Source organism: Haematobacter genomosp. 1, from assembly GCF_002196855.1.
In the GTDB taxonomy this organism is placed as follows: Bacteria; Pseudomonadota; Alphaproteobacteria; order Rhodobacterales; family Rhodobacteraceae; genus Haematobacter.
In genome coordinates, this window is sequence record NZ_NIPW01000057.1 from 1 (window position 1) to 20,493 (window position 20,493).

A 20,493-nucleotide genomic window follows, 5' to 3' on the forward strand; every position below is an offset into this window, starting at 1 on the left:
ATATCGCATGGTCATGCCGCATCCCCGTTCATCAGGTGCGCGTGTGGCGTAGCGCGGCCCGCAGGTAGCTCCGGGCCTCCCGGATCGGCTGCGGCGGCGGGTGGCGGCTTTCGGTCGCATCCAGCGCCAGCGCGAGGCAGTCGTGGATTTCGTGCAAGGCGGCAGCGGGCAAGCCGGGGCCGTTCCCCGGAATGGGGTTACGCATGGTCGGGCTCCTTTCTAGAGCGATGGTCGATGGTCAGAGCAGGCCCCCATAGGGGAGCGAGGGATCAGAGCGCGGCAGATTCGAGGATTGCCGTGATCCGCGCCCGAGCGCGGCGGGTGTAGGAGCGGCCATCCCGTTCCGAGTCGGAGTAACCGAAGGGCTTCTCTGTCGCGTCGAGCGCGAGGGTCAGCAGGTCGTGGATCTCGGCAAGGGTGGCAGAAGGCAAGCCGGTGGCGGCTGCCGAATTGACGTTCGGCATTCTAGGCTCCGTTGCGGAATGATGCATGCTAGGGTATCAACGAATAACGTTGATAAGGCATGGTGCCGCATCCGTCAATGAAAAACGTTGAAACATGACGCCAGCACAAAGCCGGGCAGCTCGCGGCCTTCTTTCCATGACGCAGATCGACTTAGCGCGAGCCGCCGGCCTCGGGCAATCGACGGTGATCGACTTCGAGAAGGAACGAAGAGTGGTCTCCGGTCAGGCGATGGATGCGATGCGTGCCGCCCTTGAGGCCGCCGGCGTCGAGTTCATCCCCGAAAACGGCGGTGGGGCTGGTGTGCGGCTAAGGAAAATCTAACCATGCCAGCCCACAATAGTCTCGATGAATACCTCGCGTCGGTCCGATACAACCTAAACGCTCCGACGCCCTTATTTCTGCTGCAAGGTGATATAGCACTCTCCAAATTTTTTTCTGGGATGCACAAATCTAAGGGCTTTACCTCTCTCGCCCTTTGTAATTTCGCTTATTCTAGTTGGAGAACCGCCACTCTACTGTCAATCACAGGGAACACTCATCAAATACCGGCGATCCTGCGCCTCACTATCGAAGCGATGATCTACGCACATCTCTTTAAGCTCTCGCCAGAATGGAAAAGAACGTGGCGAGCTAGGCACCAGAGCAGGTCCCAACAAGACAAATTCCGAAAAGGAGGGGCTAAAGCTGCCGAAGATGCCCTTCGAAGTGTATCTCCGGACCTGCTGAAAAGCTACCGTCGCCTATACGATCAATTTGTAAGCTTTGGCGCGCATCCCAATCCCATTGCCATTGATCTTGCTATAGAAATCTCTTTCAATGAGGGCGAAGAAGATGGGTTGGCATTATTCTCCCAACTAACAGGAGAAAATGAACGCTATATTTCAGGAATCCAGATCGCCGACGTCGGAAACTTTATGTTATGTTTGTTAAGACATATCTGGCCCGAAAGATACGATTTGCTCGTAATCGAGCCCGCCAGGAAAGAGTTTCTGGCGCAAACGCATTTTTATATTGAGTGCCGCAAAGCTAAGTTTGCGGAATCAACTCCGTCAGTCATGCGGGGAGCGCATCCGATTCCGCCTGACCGGCCACCGCAAGCGGTATAACTAGCACCTCCAGCCCGTCAATCCGGCCAGATCTCTTGTGCTTAGCCAGCTTCCTATCGCCTGGCACTCCAGATCGAATGGCAGCGCTTGCTATGCACGCCGACGAGAAAAACGTAGCACGGTTCCCTCGCCGTCGTCATATATGCCTGCCTTCATGCTAACCGCTTGACTCAAGCTCCGGGCGAGATCCACGATCTTGGCAATTGGAATCAGGAGTAATCATGTCGATTGATAAAGCGTTGGCGATGTTGTCGGACCGCATTCGGTCTCACTCCAGTGCGATGGCTACCGAGGAAGCCGTCAAAACCGCCATCGTCCTCCCCTTTTTCCACGCCCTCGGTTACGACGTATTCGACCCCAATGAGGTGGTCCCGGAATTCACCGCCGATGCTGTCGGCAAGAAGGGCGAGAAGGTCGATTACGCAATCAAACTCGACGGCGAAATTCGTATACTTGTCGAGTGCAAGCCTATCACGACCAATCTCGACAAGGTTCACTTGGCGCAGCTTTTCCGCTACTTCACGGTCACTTCCGCTAAATTCGCGGTCCTGACCAACGGTCGGACATTCCACTTCCACACCGACCTTGAAGAGCCGAACAAACTCGACACTCGTCCCTTCCTCACCTTCGACTTGGCAGAGATACAGCCTCATTTGCTGGTCGAACTGCGCAAGTTCGAGAAGTCAGGGTTCGACGTCGGCGGCATCCTCGCGACGGCCGAAAGGCTGAAATACACGTCCGCGCTGAAGTCGGAAATCTCCAAGGTGATCGAGGATCCACCGGAAGAGTTCGTCCGCATGGTTTCGGCCGGCCTTTACGATGGCAGGTTCACTTCGGCAATTCGGGATCAGTTCACCGGCTTGGTGAAGGCAGCGTTTCGCGAAGTGATTCGCGATTCCGTCACCACTCGGCTTTCCACCGCCCTTGCCGCGACAGTACAGGCGCATGAGGAGCCTGTGGTAGTCGATCCCGAAGAAGAGATCATCACAACCGAAGAAGAGCGTGAGGGGTACATGATCTGCAAGGCCATCGCCCGCGAGGTGATCAAACCCTCCCGTGTCGTGATGCGCGATGCCCGCTCCTACTGCGCCATCCTGGTCGACAACAACAACCGGAAGCCGCTCGCCCGCCTCCACTTCAACAGGGCGGTGAAATACATCGGCCTCTTCGACGGCGACAAGGAAGAGCGCGTCCTCGTCGAAAGCCTCGACCACATCTACGACTACTCTGACCGCATTCGGGCGACGGCGGCCCGCTACGTGGACGAGCACCCCTAACGTAAGGGCAATGACGCCCTTAGCAGCTCCGGCCAGCGCCAGACCGGCGGGGCGGCATCACGATAAAGATGCCGCTGCCGCAGGTGCGTTCACCAACCTCTCCCACATGCCGTGCGCCAGCTTGGTGCTGGCGTCGATCTGCCGCGCTGTGGCCACTAGGCGGGCCTTTGTCGCCGCATCGTTGCGGTTCGAGCGCATCCGGCGGTCGTCCTCCGCAAAGATGGCGCTCAACACTTCGATCCGCGTCATGGTGCGGACGTAATCAATCAGGACGGGGATTTCGCCCTCTGTCAGCGGCCGTTCCCGCGACTTCCGCAGCTTTTGCACGCGGTTGAACAGCTGTTTCTCCCGCCGTGTCATTGACGTCGGAGGCCGGAAACCACTTGTTTGATTGGCATTTTGCATGAGTCATCCCTCGATCATCTGGCGAGTGCGCAGGGTTCCAATTCATACAGGAGGAAAAAATCTCTGAATAAGTTGGGAGCGCGGGTTGGCGGCAGAACGGCCGTCTGGCCTAGACCACCCCCCCCCGATGCTGACAGGGGCGCCCTCAGATCGTGACCCGCACGTCACCGATGCGGCGATCATACTCGACCCACCACCGGGTCACCGCAGCCTCTGTCGCAAGCAAGTCTCGCCCTGGGTCTTCGGCCGCTCGCCTCATGCATTCCGTCTCCAGCACCTCCATCACCACGATCTGCTGCGGCTTCAGGGTAACGGCCCACCAATCGCGATGCCGCGCCTTGGGCTCGGACACGATCAGCCATGCGGCAGGCCAATCGCCTCCACGACCCCCCAGATCGCCCAACATGTTGTTGCGACGGTAGAGCGCGGCATTCAGCCATCGGCTGCGGTTCCAGCCGCGCAGGGGTTCCCCGGAGATGTCGGAGGCGATCACGTCCAAGTCGATAACGAGATCGTCCGGCCCCTTACTGTTCCGCACATAGGTGCTCTTGCCGGAGGCAGGTGGGCCGCAGACGATGGTGAGCGGCACCAGCGAGGGCTTCAGCCATTTGGGATGGATGGCGGCGGTTTTTTCGGCGTTCTCGATGGCCTGCTTGATGCTGTCGTGGAATGCCCTGCTGACAGCCTGAAGGTTGCTCCGATCCCAGAATAGGTCAGGGTTTCCCCGGTGCGGCACGATGTGATCGACCACCGGGCTATCGGGCGCCGGGTGTTTGCCCATCAACAGGATGCCCGTCTTCTGGCAGGTGTATGCGGCATCGCGCAGAACCTCTTCTCGGAGAGCTTGCCAGCGGGCGCTGTAATACCACTTCCGCCAGTCGTTCGTTTCATCCCGCTCGGCGAGGCGTTGCTTCTCGGCAATGACGCGGGGCGCCAGCAGCATGGGAGCCAGCTTGGCGACCTTGGGCCTGATGGTGCGCAGCTTAGCCATCGTCATCCACCCCATCAGAGAACGTGCAGCCGGGGCCCGGAACGCTTTCTGCCCTTTCACGCTCCAGACGGAGTTGCCGCTGCCAGAACGCCACCATCTCACTGGCGGTAAACAGTCGCGCGATGGCCTCGTATGTCGGAACAGCCTCGGCAATCCATCCGGCGCTCATGCCGACTTCCGTCGCCTCCTCGCACAACCGTTGAAAATTGTGAGCTGTCCGCGCCTCGGGAGACATCCCTACCGCAACGCGCGCCGCAATCCCGCCCGATGCGGACAGTGGAAAAGACTGGTGATCCATCATCCCGCCTCCGGCACGATCTGGATGCTAGCGACGCCAATCGCTTCCGCTGGCTCGTCCTCGGTCTGAACGTCCGCTCCAGTGTTGTCCTCACCGCCCTAGAACCGCGGCTCGGCCAGGCCCTCCACAGCCCATCGTCGGATGGCTTTCCGTCGCTCTTCCTCTTCCACCAGCATGGGCTTCAACGCCGCGTTGATCTGGTCGCGGGAGAGGCCGCGTTGGTGCAGGAGCCGGGCGGTTCCCAGCATTCGGCCAAGAACAGCCTCCACCAGCAGATCATCCAGCGCTTTAATTTGTTCAGACATGTGAGCCTCCACCCCTTCCGTCGCGGCCTCGCTTGACCGCGAGCTTCCAACCATCATTGGTACCAGGAGTGCCGTCCGTGTCCCGCTGAGCGACCCAGAGCGACCCGTTGGCAGTCACAGCTTCGCCCTTGCGGTAGGACTTGCCTGCTTCATGGGTGCCCACGTAGGTGAGCGGAGGATGCGCCTCCAAGGTTGCCATGCGAGCCTCCAGCGCGGCGATCTGTTGCCCCTGCCACTGCAGCGTGATGACGGTTTCCGCTTGGTGGGTATTCTGGGCAATCAGTTCCTCGCCCAAGCTTTTCCGCAGCTGCGCCACCGTCTTCCCGAGCATGCCGGCGACGCGGATCAATGTCGTTTCCACCATGTCCTTCGCGACCTGGCTGTGCAGGGCGGCACGTTCCTGCTGGTTCAGGGTCGGATTCCACGCCGGGATTTCCACGGGGGTCACGTTAAGCGGCGGCGGCACCAACGGAGTGATCGGATTCGGGGCGGGAGTCGGCGGAGCCGCGGGAGCAGGAACCACGGCCTTGACACTCGGGATCAGGCGATTGCCGGCGGCGTCCACTTTGAGCAGCGCCAGTTCCGCGGGGATCATGGGCTGTTCCGCGTCCCACTTCTTCCAGGCGGCGAAGGTGGCTTCCTCTGTGGTCATGGCGAGCCTCACAGATCGAATTCGAAGCCGGTGATGCTCGCAACGGCATCATCGCGAACCCGCTGTGCCGCGGCATAAGAGATGACCTTGTATGCGGTGCTGTTCGTCTGCCACATGCTGGTCAGGACGGACGAGGCGTTCGGAACGCTGGGCGGCGCATCATCCATCACGACGTCGGCGTTCTGGCTGGAATGAAGCTCCATCTCGCCAATGTCGCCGACAAACCCTCGGGCATCGAGGGCCAGGAGCGTGCTGGACAGTCCCGTGCTGACGAAGACCGGACGGCCCAGCAGTTCGCCGCCTTGTGGCGTGACGGTCGGGAAGGCCAGCGCGCCCGTCGTCGTGGTGGTCGTAGCCAGCCCATTCAGCACGTCCGGCCCGGCGGCAAAGACGATGCTCGCGCCCGGCTTTCCGTTGACCGCGGTCAGGAGCTTGCGGAGATCAGCGGTGATCTGGACTGCCGTGGTGCCGGAAGACGTATAGGTAGCGATAGCGCCCGTCACGGCGCGCAGCAGGAACTCGGCATCCAGCGCCTCGCTCACGGCCGTCTGCATCTCGCTCAGCAGGAGAGCGAGCCCGGCATCGCCGCTGGCGCTGATCATCTCGGAGGTCATCACCATCAGGGTCACGGCCTTGAACGGCTGGAGCACCGCGCCTGCCACCGTGAAGGCCCCGACCGGAATGGGAAGGCCTTCGCCGTTCACTCCGGCAGGCAGGCGGAGGGTCACGGCAGCCGCTCGTGTCCGCATCGGAGCGCGGGTCATGCCAAGGTCATCTTCGAGAAGGCTCACGAAAATCGACCGACCACGCAGCGACTGGATGAACGTGGTGGTTAGACCGGACCAGTCGGCCAGCGCACCCGCCCATTGCGGGTTTGTGGTTCGTCCGGCGGTGACAGCTGCCTTCGCGATCAGCAGGGACCGCTCGGGGGCGCCGACGAGCCCGCCAAGCCCGGCTTGCTGCGATGCCTGCGCTTTCACGACCCAGGCGAAGGCCTCCAGATCAGCGTCGGGAGAAGGTTTCAGGTAGCCCATGCTCAACCCCTTGTTTTGCGTTGAACGAAGAATCGCAGATGTGGATCTTCGGCTCCACGGGGCAGGCGGATTTCCGGAGCGAAACCCGCAACCCGCCACTGCCAGCCGCTGCGTTCTTCGCTCCCCCGCTCCACGCCCCGGCCCTCGTTCCGGCGGAGCCATTTGCCCAAGGCCCGGGCGGAGCCAATGGCCAGTTGATCGAGAGCATTGAGCAACTCCGGTGACCCGTCCCGCATTACCTCCGCCGCCGTGAACCAGTCGGCGCCGGTCTGATGCTGTAGAAGCTGCAACAGATCGCGCTCCGGCGGCACAGCCCGCCGGTTTGCGAGCGTGGCTTCGATCCGCTCCAATCGCGTCTCCAGCGGGGACAGCACTTCCGCGATGGCCGCGGCGAACCAGTCGGGCACTTCGGTCATCGCCCATCCTCCGCTTTCCGCCTGCGCCAGTTGCCCACGGTCTGCGGGCTGCATCCCACGCGCCGCGCAATCTCCCGATCCGACAGGCCCGGTTCGGTTGTCAGAAGATCCAGCACGGCTGCGCGGCGCTGGGCCGGGCGCTGGGCGGGTGTATGGGTCTGGCACATGCCTTGCACCCCTGCGGCTATAGCCTCGAAGTCGGCGCGCAGCGTGGCAATCATCGCCTCATCGTCGTGAATGTCTCGGGTGAACCCCCGGTCATTGAGATGCGCCAACCATGCCAGCCGGGCACGCATCCCCTCGATGGACGGCGCGGGCGTCCGGTCCATGTGTCGCTCAAGCGCGGCCTGTCGGGCGCGGACATGGGCCGGGGCATCATAGTATGGTTCGAAGGTGATGCGGTCCGTCACCAACTTCTCCCAGGCGGCATGTTCGGCCCAGATGCCATGCAGGGTATCGGGCAGAGGTGCAGCCGCCTGTATGGCAGCCCACATGGCCGGTGTGGGGTTGCCTGCCACCCAGCCCTTGAAGCTGTCCCCTCCCTCGCGCAGCGGCAGCAATGCGCGGCGCAGGCGCTTCTCCAGATCGGTCGGGACGAACACCGCCTTTTCCGACCCGTACTCCGCCAGGAGCTCCTTGCACCGGGCGAGGCGGTTGGCCTCCCGATCAGCGCGGCGGCGGGCTTGCTCGGCCTTGTAGCCCGGTTCCTTCTCCTCCATCCAATCCGCGAAGCCAGCGAAGGGATTGCCCGACTGCGGCGCGGCTTGCTTCGCGGCGTCCAGTTTGGACAGCGCCTGTTGCAGCGTCACCCCGGCGCGCGCTGCCAGCACCTCGGCTCTTCCCCTGGCAGCGAGCCGTTCCCCTTCGGTCTTGCCGCCCAGCATCAGCGCCCGGACCTTGCGCAGCTTCTCCATGTCCAATGTGGACGAAGGGTGGATGGTCATTTCCACGCCTCCGGGCCTTCGAGGTCGCGATGATGCTCGTCAACGACAGCGCGGATTACGTCGGTGTGGCACTTGCGTTCTGCCACGCTCTCGTATGTGCCACATGCGCCACAAGTGCCATCACCATTGTTTTTACTTGATTTTTCGATGACGCTTAGCGGCGCTGTGGCACTTGTTGCACTTGTGGCAGCTTTTTCGGGGTGGTCCGCGAGGTATCGTTGCAGCGGGTCCGCGAAGTCCGCGAGTACGTAGCAGCTCCCCATCCGATCCCGTCTCGGTTTGACACCGAACGGCTTGAGGAGCTTCGCGACACCGCGTGCAGTGATGGACGATCCACGCCGCCAGTCGGCCCAGGGGCTGTCCTCCATGCGGCACAACTCCACCACCAGATCGCTGCTGCTGATCTGCTCTCCCTTCCAGCCGCCAAGGATTTCGGCAATGTCACGAAGCAGCAGAACGCCGGCCGATTGCGGCTCATCGTCGGCCTGTGCCGCCGCCCCGATCAGGGCAGACCTGATCGCTTTCGGCCAGATGCCCCCAGCCGCATCGGCGATGGCACAGATGGCACGCGCGTTGTCCTGCGCCCGGTCGTTCAGTTCGTCGGGCACATGAGGATCTGCATCAGCGAGACGCAGGGCATTGTCCTTGGCCCACCGGGCCGCCTTCCTGCGTAGCGGGAGGAAGTCATTGATCCGGTCGGCGCGGAAGCGTTCGACCACCTCGCCTGGTTGCTTGCGACGCAACTGAACCACCAGTGCCCGGTCTTCCAACGTGTCGGGCAACTGGCCGATCATGGCGATGCACTTCGGCGACCAGACCTTGAACCGACGCGGCTCATGGTCATCGCCGACCGAGCGCCAAACATAGGCGGAGAGACGGTTGTGGCCGCCGTTCAACACCCCGCGCAGTTCGTCATTCTCAGCGAGGAAAGTGTCCCCCTCATCGATCAGGACAGTCGGCGCGTACTTCTCGATCACCCGAAACAGCACTGACGTAGAGATGTTCACCGCGTGCATGCTCTTCGGTGTCAGTGCGCCAATGATCGAGAGGGCGGTGGTCTTGCCGCACCGCTTCTCCGGGCTGACAAAAGCCAAGACCGGCGAAATATCGGCCGCATCGTGTGCCCAGGCATGAAGCGTCCATGCCGCCATCAGCGGAGCGGAATGCTCTGGCAGGATGAAAAAGCGCAGGATCGCGGACTGGATCCCGGTCAACAACGCGGACCCGTTCACGGCCGATGTCCAGGGCTCCACATCCTCAAATGGATCGGCGCCGCTGTCTTCCTCCCCCTCCTGCCGGATGGTCTTCACCGCAGCATCCAGCGCAGAGGCCCGGATGCCCAGTGCCTTCGCCACTGTCGCCCGTTCGGCCTCGTAGGCCAGTGGCTCCAGCTTCGCCAATCGCTCGGCCTCCGCCTTCATCGCGTTTAGATCGGCGACGGGGCTCTCAGAGCTAGCAGCCACTCGCTCTGCCTCAGCCTGCATGATTTCTGACCAGCTGGTCATGCTTGGCCTCCTGTATTCACGGTGGCTAGGAACGCTGCACGTTCCTTTGGAGGCAGCGTGGACCACAGCGCCGCCAACAACCGCTTTCGAGTGTCGAGACCAAGCGCGCGGGATTGAAGGCTGCGGAGCGCGGCCAGTCCATAGGCAGCGACCTCATGCGGTGGGGCGGCTTCCGCCCACAACGTCGCTTCCCCATAGACGAAGCCGAATGCGTCATGCTGCGGTCCGGGCGAGCGTATGCGATCCAGGAACCCGGCACAGATCGCTGCTGCGTCTTCTGGATCGCAGTCGCCGATGGCCAGACACAAGGTTTCAGCTCGGCACAGCCGAAGGCGCGCGGCCGGAGGAATGCCGGACCAAGAAGAGTTCGAGCGGGCGTTCATGCTTCACCTCCGAGTATCTCAGCCAATCGCTCGATCTGTTCGCGCTCCGACTGCTCCGCGACCTTGACCGCGTGGAGTGCCCCGGCTGGCAGGAAGAATTCGATCTGCTCCCGCAGCAGCTCCCGCAGCAGGCGGGCTGGCATCGCTTCCGCCTCCACGGTCTCGCGGATGTGCAGGGCGCGACGGTCGGTCTCTTTCCTCGGCTTGCCCGGCAGGTCATATTCCCTGATCTGGCGTTCGGTGATGCCGAGCCTGATGAACGACATCCTGATGGCGGGATCGAGGTGTTCACGGAGTTCCCGCTCCAGCGCTTGGTCGATCAGCACTCCGGCAGGATCATAGTCGCCGACGTAAAATACGACGCATTCACGTGCATCCTGGCAGTGGTAGTTGATCGAGTTTGCCGCCTCATATGCGAGGGTGATGCTGGAAAACCCGCCGGCCGGGTACAAGCTCACGGCCAGCTCCTCGCAGGTGTCCTGAATGACCCCCGCAATGGAACGGCTTTCGCACCAGACCTCGATGTAGACCGACGACTGCGCCCAGAGATCGGCACGATAGAGGCTGGACACCCGCCTCAGGAAATCCGCGGTCCCGCCAAACGTGTCGGTATGATAGCCGCGACGAGTTGCGTCTGCGATCCAGCCATAGGGCACCCGACCCGAACGGCGAAGCTTCTTCACCCGGTCCTGGACGTGGCGGTATCCACGCTCCGACTTCTCGACCGGCTCCGGCAAGCGAGGGTCCGTCATCCTGTAGAACACGTGCCGGACGCTCTGCGGATGGTCCTCGGCCAGTACGCCTATGATCTGGTTGTCCAGTTGCTCCACGGCCGCCGCTGTACGACGTTCCCGCTTTATCGTGCGGGTGCGATAAACAGCGCCTGTCATGCTGCGCCTCCCGCGAATACAAGATCGGCGACATTGGCCGCGAGATGATCGGCCAGTCCGAAGCGACGTGCGATCAGAACTGAGCGGAGATGATGGGCTGTTGCGGGGAAATGGTGGTACGTGATAGTCTGCATCGAAAGCTCTCCATCTTTGATATTCGCCCCGTTCGCCGTGCCACCGGCGGGCGGGGTTTCCATTTCGGGAATCATGATCAGTCCTTTCAGGCCGCCGCGCGCGACTGCTCCCACGCCTCGATTTCATCGAGACGCCAGCGAGTGCAGCCGGGGGAAAGTTTCACTGGCTTTGGAAAGCTTGGGTCTTTCTTCAGCCATGCCCAAATTGTCGGTCGGCTGACGGAATATCGGCCAGCAAGATGCTGGTCAGATACATAGGAGGGGCCGGTACCAACGACGGTCTCCTGAGTATGGGTCGAGAACATGTCGCATCCTGTTACGAACTACGGATGCAGACGAAAATGGCGGAGCGCCTTTGTGAGGTTAAATCAGCCTAACCTACAAATCTTCCGATGCCCTTGACCGCAATCAGAATCTCAGATGGTTGGTAGGTGAGGTCGCGCATTTCATCGTAGACGCTTCGATACATTCCGGCGGCCGCCTTCGGTATTCGATCTCCACCTCTGCTCAAGTTGTCGCGGAAAGTCTTGAGTTGGGATTTGGATATACCCGACGCTCGCGCGACCTCTGCCAAAGCATCCTGGAGGTCCTCACCGTGCTTGTCCTTCAAAATCGATACGGCAGCCGCTGCATAGGCAAGAGGGTAAACCTTTCTGCTTGGCTTCGTCGTGCCGATCCTACCCTGAGCCCTTTTTCGCTTAAGAAAGGTCGTGTCCGCGTTGTCCATAAGCATGATTTGCAAGGGATCGATAAGGCTCCGGTCAACCCCCATTTCCCGAAGGTGTTCTCTAAGAGTTCGCAATAGGCCGTATTGCCAGTCGTCGGCCTTGGCGTCATATCGGCGACGTACTTCAAGGAGTGACGCCAAAAGCCTTTCCTGCCCTTTACTGTCATCACTGTCATTCGCGGAGGTCAATTCTTCACCCCGAGAAACAAGGCCCAATCCCTCATCATGGCGCGTCGCCGCTCCAGCATGTCACCGCGTCGATAAGCCCGCTCCACTTCCGAACCCACGGCGTGTGCCAAAGCGATCTCTGCCATGTCACGGGGGTACTCTGTGCGCTCAGCGGCCCAATCCCTGAACGTTGATCGGAGACCATGCGGCACAGCTGGGCGCCCGGAGCGAGGATCGCGCCAACCCGCTTTCTCGACGGGTCCCCCGACCTTTTCGGCCTGCGCCTCCGCGGTCGCTTGCATCCGCCGCATGACTGCGCTGATCGTCATGTCCGATAGCTGCCCGCCGCGGGGAGCGGCGAAGACATATGGAGAGCCCACCATCCTCGGCATGGCCTTCACGATCTCGACTGCGGCCGGGACCAGAGGCACTCGGTGCTCTCGTTCGGCTTTCATCCTGGCGGCGGGTATCGTCCAAAGCCCAGCATCCAGGTCGAATTCGTCCCAAGTTGCTCCGCGCACTTCGCCGGATCGGGCAGCGCAAAGGGTAAGGAGTTCCAGAGCCCGCGCGGCTATGCCTTCTCGTTCACGCAGGGTCGAAAACCAGCCAGCCACCTCATTGAGGGATACGGTCGGATGATTGGCCTTGTCTGCAACCTTTCCCGGTTTGGGCAGGAGTGCGTCGAGGTTGCCCTTCCATCGCGCCGGGTTGTCGCCAGTGCGATGCCCGGCCACTTTCGCCCAGGACAGGATGGCCTCGATCCTCGAACGAACACGAGATGCTGTGTCCGTCTTCTCAATCCAGATTGGATGAAGCACCCGGAGCATGTCCTGCACCGTCATGTCATTTACCAGCATGTCGCCGACATGGGGCAGGGCGTGCCTCTCTATCGATGATTTCCAGCGGGTGCGGTCAGCATCCGTGGCCAACTCAGCTAGCTTCGCGACCGTGTACTTCTCAAAGGCATCTGCAAACGTCAGGCCGCGCTTGTGAGCGACCACAAGAGCGGCCCGCTGGGCCTTCCTTTCCTCGATAGGATCGATGCCGCGCCAAATCTTGTCCTTGCTCTCTCGCGCCCGCTCCCGCGCTTGCGCGAGCGTCACGTCGGGATAACCGCCTAGGCCCAAGTCACGCCGCTTGCCGCCAATGGTGGTGCGCAAGATCCAAGAACGGCTACCGGCCGGTGTAATCTGCAGGAGCAAGCCTGATACCCCGCCAACAGCGAACAGGACGTTGCGCCCTCGTCCCGGGTGCTGCAGGCGCTTCACGCATAAGGCGGAGAGTTCGGGAACAATCTTCGGCATTGCTGACACACTATCTACCCAACAAAAAGGATAGCGCATGCCCTTTACCGATTGCAACGCGGTTTGACGAAAGACACGGCTATCTATTTGATAACGCGAGAAATATCTAACGGCATCAGACAGGTTGCGACGACGATCTGGTGGCCACAGCGGCCACCACCGGAAAGCCACCTTGATCAGGCGGTCCGGGTCGGTCAGTCCTGGGCCTGTTCCGCGGGAAATTCAGGACGGTATATCGTCGGCACGGCGCCTTATACTTTTTTTCCGCCTTTCCGCCTTTCCGCCTTTCCGCCACAAGCGGTGCATTGCCAAGCGGTGGAAGCGAATTAGCTGTACGGGCGCGCCTCCGTATTTTCGGTGAAGGGCGCGATTTCTACCTTTTGCAGCAAGCAGATGGAGAAGAACATGACTCGTAATATCGTTCTCGTGACCTGGCTCGACGACAGCAAGCCGTATGAGGCGCTTACCAAGCTCAAGGGAGAGGACCCCGATCGGATCAATCAGGCCGCTGTGGTCTATCGCTAGAGTGACGGTCGCGTCACGTTGCGCGATGGCGGCACCAATATCGGCGGCGAAGGCACGCTTGGCGGTGGTGCGCTCATCGGCATTCTGGGCGGGCCGCTTGGTGTGCTGCTCGGCTTTTCGACGGGGGCGCTCTTCGGTTCGCTGGTCGATACCGGAAACGAGATTGATGACGATTCCGTTCTGAGCGCCATCAGCGCGGCGCTGCCGCCCGGCAAGACGGGTATCCTCGTGGATATCGAGGAAAGCACGCCGGAAATCCTCGACAATCTCGCCGTCACCACGGACGGTGTGCTGGTCCGCTACAACTACGAGGCGACGCTGTCGGAGATCATGAGCGCGGAATCCGCAGCGGAAGCGGCGTCGGACGAGGCCGCCCGTGTGCTGCGCGAGGAGAAGAAGGCCGACCGTAAGGCCGAACGCGAGGAGAAGTGGGAAAAGACCAAGGAAAAGTTCAAATCGGTCTTCCACAAATCCGACAAATCCGAAACCAAGTAACCGTCTGACCCGGTCAGGGCGAGCGGACCGGCGGCTCAAAGAACCCGCTGGTCCGCTCGCAATGACAGCTGCGCGGTCTGACGGTCTTTACGCCTGCCGGACCTGCAATTGGTTCAGCGGGGCCGGAAGTGTCACCGGCATATTGTCGATGAGGCGGACATTGCCCGCCCATGCGGCGACGAGAAGCCGTGCGGGGGCTCCGTGGCGGGCTTCTCCGAGCGTTTCCGCATCGCGCAGGTCGAGATATTCTATCTCTCCGAAACCCGCGTCGGCGAGGTGCCTTCGCGCGGACTCCAGCGCCGGGGCAGCGGGGGCACCCGACTCCACCGCCTGCGCCACGGCGGCAAGGGCCTCCGGCAGGGCTGAGGCCATCTGGCGTTCCCGGGGCGAAAGACGGAGGTTGCGGGAGGAAAGGGCGAGGGCGTCGGTCTCCCGCACCGTGGGGCAGCCCACGATCTCCACCGGCAGGTTCAGGTCCCCCACCAGCCGACGGACGAGGAGAAGCTGTTGCCAGTCCTTCTCTCCGAAGAAGGCGCGGTCGGCCCCGGTCATGGTGAGGAGCTTGGTCACGACCGTCGCCACCCCGTCGAAATGGCCGGGGCGATGCGCGCCCTCCAGCGGCTCGGTGACACCGGTGACGGACACGGTCGTGGCGAAGCCCGGCGGATACATCTCCTCCACCTCCGGCACGAAGACCACGTCCACGCCATAGGGGGCGAGAAGGGCGGCGTCCGCCTCCTCCGTCCGGGGGTATTTCGCGTAATCCTCCGGGCTGTTGAACTGCCGGGGATTGACGAAGATCGTGACGATAACCCGCTCGCACACCGCCCGGGCAGCGCGGACGAGGCTCAGGTGCCCGTCATGCAATGCGCCCATGGTCGGGACGACGGCCACCGTCTCTCCCGAGCGGCGCCAGCCCGCAACGCGGGAACGGAGATCGGCGGTGCGGCGGAGGATGGTCATGGGCGAACCTTTGCCAAGCGGGGGGAAACGCGTATCGCGCCGGCGGTGTCGCGATTTCCGCGGGTCGGGCGGAGCGCCTTCTCAGCCGATTGCCGTGCCCGGCGGGGCGAGGGACCCAACAAAGCGTGTCCGTCGTGTGGCGTCGAGGACATAGGGACGGCCATCGCGGGGCGGCAGCGGGCAGGCCCGGTTTGCCGCCCGGTGCGAGGCATCGCACGGCGAGGGAGGGCAGGGGTCATGACGCGGCCTTGCCCGATCCACCCGTGGCGGGAAGCTCGCTGGCGAAGACATGTTCCGGCGCGGGAAAACGGCGCGCCTGCACGTCGGCTGCGTATCGCGCGATCGCCTCCGCGGCGCTCTCCCCAAGCTCGGCGTAGCGGCGGACGAACTTCGGGCGGAAATCGCCGAACAGGCCCAGCATGTCGTCGATCACCAGCACCTGCCCGTCGCAACCTGCGCTGGCCCCGATGCCGATGGTGGGAACCGCGATCTCTGCCGTGATCGTGTCGACCAGCGCGGCGGGCACCTTCTCCAGCACCACGGCAAAGGCCCCGGCCTGTGTCAGGGCGGCGGCATCGGCGCGGACGCGGGCCGCATCCCCGCCCCGGCCCTGCACGCGGTATCCACCCAGCGCATTGACGGACTGCGGTGTCAGGCCGACGTGACCCATCACCGGAATGCCGCGCGCCGTCAGGAAGGCGACGGTTTCGGCCATGTGGAGACCGCCTTCCAGCTTCACCGCCTGCGCGCCGGTCTCCGCCATGATCCTGGCGGCGTTGCGGAAGGCCTGCGCGGGGGTTTCCTCATAGCTGCCGAAGGGCATGTCCACCACCAGCGCCGCCCGCTCCACCCCGCGCGCCACCGCCTGCCCGTGCAGGATCATCATCTCCATGGTGACGCCGAGGGTGGAGGGCATGCCATGGAGCACCATGCCCACGCTGTCCCCCACGAGGATCAGGTCGGCCTCCCTGTCCACCAGGCGGGCCATGGGGGTGGTATAGGCGGTGAGGCAGACAACGGGCGTGCCGCCCTTGCGGGCGCGGATGTCGCTCGGCGTCAGACGGCGGATGCCGCCCTGCGGTGCGGGCGTCTGTGGTGTGGCGCTCATCCTTTCTCCCCCCGGAAGGCGTCGTGTTGGGGGCGCATCCTCCCCAAGATCGGCGGGATGGCAAGGATTTTCTGCGGATGCGAATGGGAGAAGGGGCTTGAGACGGCTTTTCCGCCCCTGTGCCGCACGCTAGGCTCCGCCCGCAGAACGGAGCAGACGATGAGTACAGCCACCCCCGCGACGCAGGCGCTGAGACATGCCGGCGTTGCCTTTCGCACGATCGAGTATGACTACGTCGCCGGGCAGGACCGGATCGGCCTGCATGCCGCGGAAGCCATCGGGGTGCCGCCCGAGCGGGTTCTGAAAACGCTGATGGTGGAGGTGGACGGCAAGCCCGCCTGCGCCGTCATCCCGTCGGACAGGACCTTGTCGATGAAGCGGGTGGCGGCGGCGTTCGGGGGGAAATCCGCCCATATGATGCCGCCGGAGAAGGCGGAGCGGCTGACCGGCTTTCACACCGGCGGGATCAGCCCCTTTGGCCAGAAGCGCCGGGTGCCGGTCGCGTTCGAGGCGACGGCGGAGGCGGAGGCGGAGGAGGTGGTGATCAACGGCGGGCGGCGGGGGCTGATGGTGGCGCTGGCCTATGCCGATGCGCTCAGGGTGGCGGAGGGGGCGGCGCGCCCCCTCATTGCCGAGTGATCGCGGGGTGGACTGCGGCGGGATCGTCGCGGCGGGCGCGCGCCGCTATTGCGGAAGCGCGCCGCAGAAGCCCCCCGTCGCCACCACGCCGGAGCCGAGGGCGATGACGGGCGGCGCCTTGTAGGGGTTCAGCGCGGCGGTCGCGTGGTCGAAGAACAGCAGCCCCGCGAGCAGGGCGATGACGATGCCTGCGGTAAGACGGCGGGTCATCTGCGGGCCTCCAGCCCGACGAGGGGCCTCAGTTTCACGCCGAGGCAGGAGCCTGCGAACCCCGCCGCAAACCATGCCCAGCCATGCAGGCTCCCCGTCGAGATGCCGGAGAAGAACGCCCCCACGTTGCAGCCGAAGGCGAGGCGCGAGGAATAGCCGAGCAGCAGCCCCGCCACGACAGCCGCGCCCCAGGCCCGGGCGGGCAGTTTCGGTAGCGGCTGCGAGAGGCCGTGCCTGCGCCACGCAGCCACCAGAAACGCGCCGAGGATGATGCCGATATTGGTGAGCGAGGTGACATCGGTCAGGATGCTTGCCTGAAGCCGTGCCGCATTCCCCGGCGCCCCCCAGAAGCCGTTGCCCGACAGGTCCGCACCGAGGGCGACAGCCCCTTTCGCCGCCCAGAGGCCGAGGCCGTAGACCACGCCCCAGGGCTGGCCCGCGACGACGAGGTTGGCCACGGCCAGCGCCGCCAGCAGGAGCGCCGCGACGATCAGCCGGGGCGGCAGTCTGCGCGTGCCGGGCTTGCCGAGGAGAAAGACCAGCAGCGCCACGGCGGCGAGCAGGCCCAGCGTCACCAGCAGACCGCCTGTCCCGCGGAGCACGATGATCGGCAGCGCACCGAGATCGGTCCACCACAGCAGATGCGCGGCCCCGAAGAAGCTGCCGAGACAGAAGAAGGGCAGGGCCACGAGGCTCACCGCGTTGCCGCTGCCCGCATTGACGAGCGTTCCCGAGCCGCAGCCGAGGATCACCTGCATCGCCGCGCCGAAGACGAAGGCCCCGCCGACCATCGCCCAGCCGATGGGCGCCTCCGCCCCGCCAAGCTCTCCCGGATGGGATTGCAGGAGGGGGAAGGCGACGAGAGCGACAAGGCCGATGGCCAGAAGCTGCGCCAGAAGGCCGGCAGGCTCCCGCCGCAAGATCATGGCACGCCACGGCCCGGCAAAGCCGAAGTGCAGCCCTTCGAGCGTGATGCCGAAACCCAGCCCGATGGCAAGCAGCAGCCCGTATCGCGCGCCCGCAAACAGCGCTACGGCAAAGACCGCCGCCAGTGCGGCGAGGATGAGCAGAAGGCGTTTCGCCCCCTCCCCGGCGGGGGAGGAGGCGCCTTCCAGATGGCCGGAAGCGGTGGTCATCACTTCGACCGGATCTGGTTCAGCAGGTTCTGGAGCAGGCCGGGGGTGTTCTCCATCGCGCCGCCGCCCTGCGACCAGCCGACCATGCTGTCGGGATAGAGCTTCACATCGGGGAGCCCGGCGAGTTCGGAAAGCGCGAACCAGTCGGTCGCGGCCCAGTGCCCGGTGTTGCAGAAGGCCACGATCTCCTCGTCCCGCTTCAGCCCGAGCTTCTGGAGCACCGCTTCGGCCCCTGCGGGGGTGGTGACGGTCGTCGGGCCATCGAACCAGACGGAATGGGAGACGTTCTCCGCCCCCGGCAGGGTGCCGGGCCGGGTCATCTGCGGGTGCGCCTGATCGCCCTTGAAGAACGCGGCCGGACGGGCGTCGATGAGGCGGGCGCTCTCCTTGCCGTCGACGATGGCGGCGACATCCTGCGTGTCGGCGAGCCAGCGGTGGGAGAAGGTGATCTCGATGTCGGAGGGGGTGGGCGTGTTGGCGCGGGTCTCCAGCGGCAGCCCTTCCGCCGCCCATGCGCCCTGACCGCCGTTCAGGATGGCGAGCGGGCTGATGCCGGAGGATTTCAGTGTCCAGTACACGCGCGCGGCGGCACCGAAATCGCTGTCGTCCTTGCCCTGATGCACGACGACCAGGGGGTGGTCCTTCTTCAGCCCCAGCGCGCGGAAGCGCTCCTGCAGCACGTCCTCCGGCACGAGCTGGCCGGGGTTGTCCGCCGGTCCGCGGAACAGCGCATAGGGGGCGGAGATCGCACCGGGGACATGGCCCTGCCCGTAGGCGGCGGCCTCCCGTATGTCGAGCACCGTGGGCGCATCGGCACCGGAGAGGGCGGTGTTCAGTTCGGCGGGCGTGACGAGCGGGCCGAAGGCCGGTGTCCCGGCCGTGGCGATCGCCGCCCAGCCGATCGCGGCCAGCGCGGTAAGGGAGAGGAGTTTCATGGCGTCATTCCGCTGATGGGTTCGGGTGGCAGGTGCCTTGCCCCCCATGTCTGCGCGGCGGCGCGGCTTGGCAAGACCGGCGGGCCGCCTGCGGCGCGGGTGCCGGGCGGACAGGTGCCGCCCAGAGCTGCCTTGAGCGGAAGAAGGTTCTGTTGCCACACGATGGCTGGGGAAATTCTACCGGAAAGCCGGGCGATGGTATCGGATTGTCCTTTCTTGCCGTGAGGCGGAACCGGCATGACCGTGGTTTTCCGTTCCTTGCATGCCTATCTCAATATCCGGGAGCCGCCGGGAATGCGCGTTCGCTGTCCGGGACCACCCGCCCGATGGAAAGGAAATGCGATGTTCACCGCGATCGCCCATGTGCCGCTCTCCGACCCCCTGCCGCTTATCGAGGCGCTTGCCGGGCACCTGCGCGAGCAGGACGTGACGCTGGAGCGGCAGGGTGAGGCGCTCCGCGTGCGGCTTTCCATGGGAGAGGCGCTGTTCCGGCCCGCAGCCGACGGGGTGGAGGTGGAGGCGCGCGCGCCGGACCGCTCGGGCATGGAGGAGATGGTGGATTTCATCGCCTCTCACCTGCTGGAATTCTGCGTAACGGAGCATCCGGTGATCCGATGGACCGGCGCGGCGGAGGCAGGCACGCTTTACGCGGACTTCCGCGAGATGACCGTCGCCGGGGTGGAGCGGATGGGGGACTGGCGGCGCTTTATGCTGACCGGCACTGATCTTGCGCGCTTCGCCGATCCCGCGGCGCCCTATGGCCGGTTCCATTTCCCGCCCGAGGGCATGGCCCCGCGCTGGCCCAAGGCGGGGCCGGACGGGCTGCCGCTGCCGGTCGATCCCGCCTGGCGCCCGGCTGTCCGTCGCCATGCGATCCGCACCGTTGAACCGGAGGCGGGCCGGATCGAGCTGGACATCCTGTTGCACGGCGGCGGTGGGGCCGGTGCGGAATGGGCCCGCTGGGCGCGCAAGGGCGACCGTTGCGGTCTCTCCGGCCCGGAGACGGAGCCTGCTGTTCCTGCGCTCCGCGCGGCGGAGACCGTGACGCTGGCGGGCGATGCCGCCGCCCGGCCGGTGATCCAGCGGCTTCTGGAGGTGCTGCGCCCGGATGCGCGCGGGGTGGTGCTGCTGGAGGGCGAGGGCCCGCCGCTGGAGAATGCGCCGCAGGGCATGCAACTCCGGCAGGTTCCGGCGCTGCTCCCCGCGCTCCGGGAGACGGCTGACAGCGGCGTGCTGTGGGCGGGTGCCGAGGCGGGGGCCGCCCGGGAGATCCGCCTGTGGTTGGCGGAACATCCAGAGGTTGACGGCAGCGTGCGCGACCTTTGGCGGCGCGGCGTGAGCGCAAGCAACGCCAACCCCGCACGCGACTTCCCCGCCGGGGCGAAATGGCGGCCGCGCGGCCAGCGGGTCTGAGGCATTTCCTCTTGCACAGGCCCACAGGACGCGCGAGCCGCATCGTCGGCAGGTCGGCAGGTCGG

The 20,493-nt window shown here is 64.2% G+C and carries 28 protein-coding genes; 6 read left to right on the forward strand and 22 right to left on the reverse strand.

All coding sequences use genetic code 11. From position 1 onward, the window contains the following. Positions 1 to 31: 31 nt before the first annotated feature. On the reverse strand, positions 32 to 205 hold the full coding sequence (locus CDV49_RS20600) for a hypothetical protein (protein WP_179209273.1): 174 nt from the start codon (positions 203 to 205) through the stop codon (positions 32 to 34). A 64-nt stretch (positions 206 to 269) separates the two neighbouring features. Continuing rightward, on the reverse strand, positions 270 to 464 hold the full coding sequence (locus CDV49_RS19000) for a hypothetical protein (protein WP_088216875.1): 195 nt from the start codon (positions 462 to 464) through the stop codon (positions 270 to 272). A 94-nt stretch (positions 465 to 558) separates the two neighbouring features. On the opposite strand from CDV49_RS19000, the gene CDV49_RS19005 reads away from it, so the two are divergent. From CDV49_RS19005 to CDV49_RS19010, 3 genes are all read left to right on the forward strand, one after another. Next, positions 559 to 786 (forward strand): helix-turn-helix domain-containing protein, encoded by a 228-nt coding sequence (locus CDV49_RS19005; RefSeq protein ID WP_088216876.1) that lies wholly within the window; start codon positions 559 to 561, stop codon positions 784 to 786. Positions 787 to 788: 2 nt separating this feature from the next. Next, the gene (locus CDV49_RS20340) at positions 789 to 1,571 is read left to right on the forward strand and encodes a hypothetical protein (RefSeq protein ID WP_143413209.1); all 783 of its coding nucleotides are present in this window, start codon (positions 789 to 791) and stop codon (positions 1,569 to 1,571) included. A 221-nt stretch (positions 1,572 to 1,792) separates the two neighbouring features. Next, entirely contained in the window at positions 1,793 to 2,848 is a 1,056-nt protein-coding gene (locus CDV49_RS19010; protein ID WP_088216877.1) for a type I restriction endonuclease, read from the forward strand. Between the two features lie 57 nt (positions 2,849 to 2,905). Here the strand turns inward: CDV49_RS19010 and CDV49_RS19015 are convergent, their stop codons facing one another. The 15 genes from CDV49_RS19015 to CDV49_RS19075 form a co-directional block, all read right to left on the reverse strand. After that, entirely contained in the window at positions 2,906 to 3,208 is a 303-nt protein-coding gene (locus CDV49_RS19015) for a hypothetical protein (RefSeq protein ID WP_088216878.1), read from the reverse strand. A gap of 190 nt (positions 3,209 to 3,398) precedes the next feature. Continuing rightward, positions 3,399 to 4,244: an AAA family ATPase gene (locus tag CDV49_RS20345; RefSeq protein ID WP_143413210.1), complete on the reverse strand. Its 846-nt coding sequence runs from the start codon at positions 4,242 to 4,244 to the stop codon at positions 3,399 to 3,401. Next, on the reverse strand, positions 4,237 to 4,545 hold the full coding sequence (locus CDV49_RS19025) for a hypothetical protein (RefSeq protein WP_088216879.1): 309 nt from the start codon (positions 4,543 to 4,545) through the stop codon (positions 4,237 to 4,239). The genes CDV49_RS20345 and CDV49_RS19025 overlap by 8 nt, the downstream gene beginning before the upstream one ends. Before the next feature lie 95 nt (positions 4,546 to 4,640). Next, a complete protein-coding gene (locus CDV49_RS19030; RefSeq protein WP_088216880.1) occupies positions 4,641 to 4,847 on the reverse strand; it encodes a hypothetical protein in 207 nt (68 codons plus the stop codon). Then, the gene (locus tag CDV49_RS20755) at positions 4,840 to 5,499 is read right to left on the reverse strand and encodes a hypothetical protein (RefSeq protein ID WP_218822012.1); all 660 of its coding nucleotides are present in this window, start codon (positions 5,497 to 5,499) and stop codon (positions 4,840 to 4,842) included. The genes CDV49_RS19030 and CDV49_RS20755 overlap by 8 nt, the downstream gene beginning before the upstream one ends. A gap of 8 nt (positions 5,500 to 5,507) precedes the next feature. Then, complete coding sequence (locus CDV49_RS19040) at positions 5,508 to 6,533, reverse strand: phage major capsid family protein (RefSeq protein ID WP_179209274.1); 1,026 nt, start codon at positions 6,531 to 6,533, stop codon at positions 5,508 to 5,510. Between the two features lie 2 nt (positions 6,534 to 6,535). Continuing rightward, positions 6,536 to 6,949: a hypothetical protein gene (locus CDV49_RS20605; RefSeq protein ID WP_179209275.1), complete on the reverse strand. Its 414-nt coding sequence runs from the start codon at positions 6,947 to 6,949 to the stop codon at positions 6,536 to 6,538. After that, a complete protein-coding gene (locus CDV49_RS19045) occupies positions 6,946 to 7,893 on the reverse strand; it encodes a helix-turn-helix domain-containing protein (protein ID WP_088216882.1) in 948 nt (315 codons plus the stop codon). Before CDV49_RS19045 ends, CDV49_RS20605 begins: the two co-directional genes overlap by 4 nt. Beyond that, entirely contained in the window at positions 7,890 to 9,398 is a 1,509-nt protein-coding gene (locus tag CDV49_RS19050; protein WP_088216883.1) for a DUF3631 domain-containing protein, read from the reverse strand. Before CDV49_RS19050 ends, CDV49_RS19045 begins: the two co-directional genes overlap by 4 nt. After that, positions 9,395 to 9,781, reverse strand: a complete 387-nt coding sequence (locus CDV49_RS20350) for a hypothetical protein (protein ID WP_143413211.1) — start codon at positions 9,779 to 9,781, stop codon at positions 9,395 to 9,397. Before CDV49_RS20350 ends, CDV49_RS19050 begins: the two co-directional genes overlap by 4 nt. Beyond that, positions 9,778 to 10,671: a hypothetical protein gene (locus CDV49_RS19055; protein ID WP_088216884.1), complete on the reverse strand. Its 894-nt coding sequence runs from the start codon at positions 10,669 to 10,671 to the stop codon at positions 9,778 to 9,780. Before CDV49_RS19055 ends, CDV49_RS20350 begins: the two co-directional genes overlap by 4 nt. Next, a complete protein-coding gene (locus CDV49_RS19060; protein ID WP_088216885.1) occupies positions 10,668 to 10,919 on the reverse strand; it encodes a hypothetical protein in 252 nt (83 codons plus the stop codon). The genes CDV49_RS19055 and CDV49_RS19060 overlap by 4 nt, the downstream gene beginning before the upstream one ends. Then, the gene (locus tag CDV49_RS21035; RefSeq protein ID WP_088216886.1) at positions 10,892 to 11,110 is read right to left on the reverse strand and encodes a helix-turn-helix transcriptional regulator; all 219 of its coding nucleotides are present in this window, start codon (positions 11,108 to 11,110) and stop codon (positions 10,892 to 10,894) included. Before CDV49_RS21035 ends, CDV49_RS19060 begins: the two co-directional genes overlap by 28 nt. Positions 11,111 to 11,178: 68 nt before the next feature. Continuing rightward, a complete protein-coding gene (locus tag CDV49_RS19070) occupies positions 11,179 to 11,721 on the reverse strand; it encodes a hypothetical protein (protein ID WP_143413213.1) in 543 nt (180 codons plus the stop codon). Next, complete coding sequence (locus CDV49_RS19075; protein ID WP_088216888.1) at positions 11,718 to 13,004, reverse strand: tyrosine-type recombinase/integrase; 1,287 nt, start codon at positions 13,002 to 13,004, stop codon at positions 11,718 to 11,720. Before CDV49_RS19075 ends, CDV49_RS19070 begins: the two co-directional genes overlap by 4 nt. Positions 13,005 to 13,547: 543 nt before the next feature. Here CDV49_RS19075 and CDV49_RS19080 point away from each other — a divergent pair. Then, a complete protein-coding gene (locus tag CDV49_RS19080; protein ID WP_088216889.1) occupies positions 13,548 to 14,024 on the forward strand; it encodes a DUF1269 domain-containing protein in 477 nt (158 codons plus the stop codon). An 87-nt stretch (positions 14,025 to 14,111) separates the two neighbouring features. Here the strand turns inward: CDV49_RS19080 and panC are convergent, their stop codons facing one another. Together panC and panB are read right to left on the reverse strand one after the other, a co-directional pair. Beyond that, positions 14,112 to 14,987, reverse strand: a complete 876-nt coding sequence (gene panC, locus CDV49_RS19085; protein ID WP_088216890.1) for a pantoate--beta-alanine ligase — start codon at positions 14,985 to 14,987, stop codon at positions 14,112 to 14,114. Between the two features lie 235 nt (positions 14,988 to 15,222). Beyond that, the gene (gene panB / locus CDV49_RS19090) at positions 15,223 to 16,095 is read right to left on the reverse strand and encodes a 3-methyl-2-oxobutanoate hydroxymethyltransferase (protein WP_088216891.1); all 873 of its coding nucleotides are present in this window, start codon (positions 16,093 to 16,095) and stop codon (positions 15,223 to 15,225) included. 159 nt (positions 16,096 to 16,254) lie between these two features. Here panB and CDV49_RS19095 point away from each other — a divergent pair, with 159 nt between their 5' ends. Then, a complete protein-coding gene (locus CDV49_RS19095) occupies positions 16,255 to 16,734 on the forward strand; it encodes a YbaK/EbsC family protein (RefSeq protein ID WP_088216892.1) in 480 nt (159 codons plus the stop codon). Positions 16,735 to 16,779: 45 nt separating this feature from the next. On the opposite strand, the gene CDV49_RS20610 is transcribed toward CDV49_RS19095, so the two are convergent. From CDV49_RS20610 to CDV49_RS19105, 3 genes are read right to left on the reverse strand one after another with little or no spacing between them, the layout of a single operon-like run. Further along, the gene (locus CDV49_RS20610) at positions 16,780 to 16,944 is read right to left on the reverse strand and encodes a hypothetical protein (RefSeq protein WP_179209276.1); all 165 of its coding nucleotides are present in this window, start codon (positions 16,942 to 16,944) and stop codon (positions 16,780 to 16,782) included. Beyond that, positions 16,941 to 18,080: a YeeE/YedE family protein gene (locus CDV49_RS19100; RefSeq protein WP_088216893.1), complete on the reverse strand. Its 1,140-nt coding sequence runs from the start codon at positions 18,078 to 18,080 to the stop codon at positions 16,941 to 16,943. Before CDV49_RS19100 ends, CDV49_RS20610 begins: the two co-directional genes overlap by 4 nt. Then, a complete protein-coding gene (locus CDV49_RS19105; RefSeq protein ID WP_088216894.1) occupies positions 18,080 to 19,015 on the reverse strand; it encodes a sulfurtransferase in 936 nt (311 codons plus the stop codon). Before CDV49_RS19105 ends, CDV49_RS19100 begins: the two co-directional genes overlap by 1 nt. A 342-nt stretch (positions 19,016 to 19,357) precedes the next feature. Between CDV49_RS19105 and CDV49_RS19110 the strand changes: the two genes are divergently transcribed. After that, complete coding sequence (locus CDV49_RS19110; RefSeq protein ID WP_179209277.1) at positions 19,358 to 20,428, forward strand: siderophore-interacting protein; 1,071 nt, start codon at positions 19,358 to 19,360, stop codon at positions 20,426 to 20,428. Positions 20,429 to 20,493 lie beyond the last annotated feature (65 nt).